The sequence below is a fragment of the Bacteroidota bacterium genome (assembly GCA_018698135.1).
In the GTDB taxonomy this organism is placed as follows: Bacteria; Bacteroidota; Bacteroidia; order CAILMK01; family JAAYUY01; genus JABINZ01.
Genome location: JABINZ010000060.1, coordinates 1 through 4,924, shown reverse-complemented (window position 1 = coordinate 4,924; position 4,924 = coordinate 1). Strand labels below are relative to the sequence as shown.

Genomic DNA, 4,924 nt, shown 5'->3' with positions numbered 1-4,924 from the left:
ATATCTAAAACTTGCTGCCGGTGTACTGGCAATGATTGGTCATATTTATCCTGTATTCGCCCAATTTAAAGGTGGCAAAGGAATAGCTACCATGGCTGGCGTTTTATTAGGCACTGTTCCTGAAGTAATGATTTATGCTTTTCCAATCTTTGTCATTATTGTTAGTGTTACAAGATATGTTTCGTTGGGATCTCTTTTAGGAGCATTAAGTATACCTGTATTGTTATTTTTCTTCTCCAGCATACCAGACAATAAAATATTAGCTGTTTTTGCATTTGTCGTATTTTTAATTGCATTATTCACACATAGAGCCAATGTTAAACGATTAATTTCAAAAACGGAAAGCAAAATAAACTTTAGGCAAAAAAAATAACTCTTATGAACTTTGAAGAGGAAAACATAAACCCAGATTTAAATAATCAATCAGAAGAGGAGTCTGATATTTATTCATTGGTTCTTTATAACGATGACATTAATTCTTTCGAATTTGTTATTGAAAGTTTGATTGATATCTGTGAATTTGAGGATATTCCAGCAGAACAGCTAACACTCCTTGCACATTTTAAGGGAAAGTCCACAATTAAAATTGGAGATAAAATATACCTCTCTGCACTTAAAGAACAATTTGAAGAACTAGGATTGACAGTAGAAGTGGTGTAGTTTCAAATTCACAATCCCAATCCATTCCACTATGCCAATCCCGAGGGACGAGGGATCTAACAAAATGATTTGGTTTAATATGTCTCTGATTATGGTAGATGCTTCCTGCGTCAGCAAAGCAGCTCCTATTGGTTCGATTATAAGCTGAATAGTCTTTTGCAATTTTGAAACAAAAACCACATCCTAGCACTAGGCTAATCCCGAAGGACTAGGGATCTAACAAAATGATTTGGTAATAAGTCATTGATTTTGTTAGATGCTTCCTACGTCAGCAAAGCAGCAGGTTGTAATTTTACTGCTGGGAATTTCAAGGAGCATCAAATTCCTCTCATGAGACCCTACTAAGTCAACTTCTAGTTGGTGTTAAACGTATGTTTCTTAATGATTCTTCTTCGTGTGTCTTTGTGTATTTTTTGTGCATCTTCGTGACAGAAATTTTTACACGAAGATTCTCGAAGAAAATGAACCTGCCCGAATGAGTTCAGGCGGGGCTTCACGAAGTTTCATAAAAACCATTAATATCCTAATTGAGTTTTATTCATCTAATAAGTGTTTCTACATTTCTTTTTCAACCACTAAACGCATTAATTAAATTCATCAAGGAAATAAAGTACCCATCATTCTTGGAAATGGAATGCTTTCGCGTACATGTTGAATTTTACAGACCCATGAAACCATCCGTTCAAGTCCGAGACCAAATCCTGCATGCGGAACTGAGCCAAATCGTCTTAAATCAAGATACCATTCAAAAGCACTCATTGGAAGCTCGTGTGTATTGATTGCATCAATTAGTATGTTTAGATCCGTTTCGCGTTCTCCTCCTCCAACAATTTCACCATAGCCTTCAGGAGCTAATACATCAACACCTTTAACCAATGTGGCATTGTCTTCTGCTTCTTTCATGTAGAATGCCTTGATGGCTTTAGGCCAGTTATAAACCATGATAGGCGTGTCAAACAAGCGAGTTAGAACTGTCTCATCTGAACCACCAAAATCACTTCCATATTCAAAGTTCTGAGCTGAACTAATCCACTGAGGAATATTGCGTTTCAGTTCTTCCAACTCCTTAACTTCAGCTTTCAATTCTAAAATTTTCTTTTCATTAAAAGCAATAACGCCTTTTTTCATTCCACCAGCTTTAATAGCATTTTCTCGTGAAACAATGTCGGCATCAATTTCTTCAATACGTTTACCAGCATTTTCCAAATCAGCTTGTAAAAGTTGGATGGCATTTCTACCATTCACATTCTCTTTTCCTGTTAAATAAAGAACGGCATTGTCATAAGATATCCGGGGGAATTTTTGCGCAACTTTCTCAAGCATAGTTGTATCTCTGCCCAATTCTTCCAATTCAAATTTACAGGACTTCAAAATGCTTTTTACGATATACTGAATGAACTCTTCAATCAAGTCCATATTCATATCATTATCATGAAATGCCATTTCGGGTTCAATCATCCAAAATTCAGATAAATGTCTTCTGGTTTTTGATTTCTCTGCCCTGAATGTAGGTCCAAAAGTATAAATCTTTCCTAAGGACATGGCCATTGCTTCACCATATAATTGTCCCGATTGTGACAAATAAGCTGGTTTATCAAAAAACTCTGTTTCGAATAATGTACTTGTTCCCTCGACTGCATTCCCTGTAAAAATGGGTGAATCCATTTGAACAAATCCTTTTTCCTGAAAAAACTGATGAATGGAAAATATAATTTGATTTCGCACACGCATGATAGCCCATTGCTTTTTTGACCTTAACCATAAATGTCTTTTTTCCATCAAAAACTCAACGCCATGCTCTTTTTTAGCAATCGGATAGTCCTGTGTATTGTGATAAATATGCACTTCATCAGCATGTACTTCAACGCCTCCAATTTGTCTCTCATCCGCTACTACAATCCCTTTAATATAAATAGAAGACTCCAATCCCAATCCATCAATTTCCTTTAGAGTATCTTCACCTACTTTATCTTGAGCAATAATACATTGGGAATATCCACTTCCATCACGTAAAACGAGGAACACAATTCCCTTGCTGGAACGCTTGTTTAAAATCCATCCTTGTAATTCAACAGAATCACCAATAAACTTATTTAAATCACTAATAGATGTGGTATTTCTTGACTTCAGTTGCATGCTAATAATTTTTTGCAAAGTTAAGTCTATTTTCAATTGTTGTATTATATTTGAGTAACTTTGCTTTATATTACATAACACATGCTAAAACAGTCATTAAACCAGAAATTACTACAAAAACTGTCGCCACAGCAGATTCAATTTGTACAATTATTACAATTGACTACGACTGAAATATCCAACAAGGTTGACGAAGAATTAGCAGAAAATGCAGCACTCGAATCAGGCAAAGAAGATGAAGATAATGATCCTAAGCAAGAGGACATTGATCTGGGATTAGAATCCTCTTCCGATAACGAAAGCGAAGAGTTACCTACACAAGATTTTGAAACTGATATTACAGAGTATTTAGGAGACGAAGATAATTACCAAAATTACACACCAGATTATTCAACTGAGGAGCGCAAAGAAATTCCAATTGCAAGTTATAAGACACTTTATGACACCTTAACTGAGCAGCTTAATCCACTTGATCTTACTGAACGAGAGGAAATATTAGCCAAGCACTTAATTGGAATGATTGAAGAGGATGGTTATCTGAGAAGACCCCTTAAAAGCATTTCTTACGATCTGGCATTTCTTAATAGTGTCCAAACAGATGAGGAAGAACTTGAAAAGGCATTATTAATCATTCAAAATCTAGAGCCCATTGGAATTGCTGCAAGAAATCTTCAGGAATGTTTACTTCTTCAACTCGAAGCTAAAGAAGACCAGAATGAGGATGTTAAAATTGCTATCCGAGTAGTTAAGAATTATCTAAACGAATTGGCCAACAAGCATTATGAAAAGTTGATCAAACATTTGGATATAGATAAGGAAAAATTAAGAAAAGTTATTGAGGTTATCACTAAATTGAATCCAAAGCCAGGTGAGTCTCAGGTTAACTTTAAAACCCAATACATCATTCCTGATTTTACGATTACGCAAATGTCGGATGGAGAGTTTGAGATATCATTAAACTCACACAATGCGCCTCAACTGCATATCAATAAAGGATTTCATGAAAAATTGCAAGCCTTTAATGTGCAAAAGAAGAAAACAAAAAAAATGAGGGAAGAGCTTCAGTTTATCAAATCAAAACTGGACAATGCAAAATGGTTTATTGAAGCAATTAAACAACGTCAACAAACATTGCTCATGACAATGAGTACGATTGTTGAGTTACAAAAGGAATTCTTCAATTCCGGTGATTTTACCAAGCTTAGACCCATGATCTTAAAAGATATTGCAGATCGCATAAGCATGGATATTTCAACTGTTTCGAGAGTAGTTAGTTCAAAATATACCCAAACGGACTTTGGCATTTTTTCATTGAGAGAATTCTTTTCAGAAGGGATAATGAAAGACGATGGCAATGAAGTTTCTAACAGAGAAGTCAAACGCATTTTAAGTGATTTAATCGAGGCCGAAAGTAAAAAACGACCTTTAACAGATGAGAAACTTACAACTTTACTGAATGATAAGGGTTATAACATTGCCAGAAGAACGGTAGCCAAATACCGTGAGCAAATGAATATTCCAGTTGCTAGACTGAGGAAAGAGCTATAGTATATATAGTGATCTTGTGCTCCATTTTAAGGACACAATGAGCACGGAGGAGGCACAAAGGACACTATGTTTTTTTAATTTATAGTAGTAGAAATATTGTAGACGATATCAGATTTTTATAAGCAAAAAAAACTTTCTTATGGAATCGGAAAACATATTAGCAAAAACAATTATTGGAAAATCTCTTGAAGTTCACAAAGCATTGGGGCCAGGATTATTGGAATCAGCTTATGAAGAATGTCTTTCTTATGAGTTAGCTAACTCAGGATTATATATTGAAAGACAAAAAGCCTTGCCTATTGTTTACAAAGAGATCAAACTTGAACACGGCTATCGAGCTGACATAGTCGTTGAAAACAAGGTGATTATTGAGATTAAGTCCGTTGAAGCTCTTGCTGATATTCATATAGCTCAAGCATTGACTTACCTGAAATTTAGCAAACTTCGTTTAGCGTTACTCCTAAACTTCAATGTTAAACTCCTTAAAGATGGAATAAGAAGATTAATCATGTAGTTCGTATGATCTTTGTGATCCTTGTGACTTCTTGGTGAACTTAGTGTCCAAAATGAAAGTGTTTCT

The 4,924-nt window shown here is 35.2% G+C and carries 5 protein-coding genes; 4 read left to right on the top strand and 1 reads right to left on the bottom strand.

The features are described from left to right. Together HOG71_03760 and HOG71_03755 are read left to right on the top strand one after the other, a co-directional pair. On the top strand, nucleotides 1–373 hold a 373-nt coding region (locus HOG71_03760), incomplete at its 5' end, for an acyl-phosphate--glycerol-3-phosphate O-acyltransferase (protein ID MBT5989949.1). A 5-nt stretch (nucleotides 374–378) separates the two neighbouring features. After that, nucleotides 379–660: an ATP-dependent Clp protease adaptor ClpS gene (locus HOG71_03755; protein ID MBT5989948.1), complete on the top strand. Its 282-nt coding sequence runs from the start codon at nucleotides 379–381 to the stop codon at nucleotides 658–660. Between the two features lie 597 nt (nucleotides 661–1,257). Here the strand turns inward: HOG71_03755 and HOG71_03750 are convergent. Further along, nucleotides 1,258–2,796: an asparagine--tRNA ligase gene (locus HOG71_03750; protein MBT5989947.1), complete on the bottom strand. Its 1,539-nt coding sequence runs from the start codon at nucleotides 2,794–2,796 to the stop codon at nucleotides 1,258–1,260. Nucleotides 2,797–2,877: 81 nt separating this feature from the next. On the opposite strand from HOG71_03750, the gene rpoN reads away from it, so the two are divergent. Both rpoN and HOG71_03740 read left to right on the top strand, forming a co-directional pair. Further along, the gene (gene rpoN, locus HOG71_03745; protein ID MBT5989946.1) at nucleotides 2,878–4,344 is read left to right on the top strand and encodes an RNA polymerase factor sigma-54; all 1,467 of its coding nucleotides are present in this window, start codon (nucleotides 2,878–2,880) and stop codon (nucleotides 4,342–4,344) included. Between the two features lie 139 nt (nucleotides 4,345–4,483). Next, nucleotides 4,484–4,858, top strand: a complete 375-nt coding sequence (locus HOG71_03740) for a GxxExxY protein (GenBank protein MBT5989945.1) — start codon at nucleotides 4,484–4,486, stop codon at nucleotides 4,856–4,858. Nucleotides 4,859–4,924: the final 66 nt, after the last annotated feature.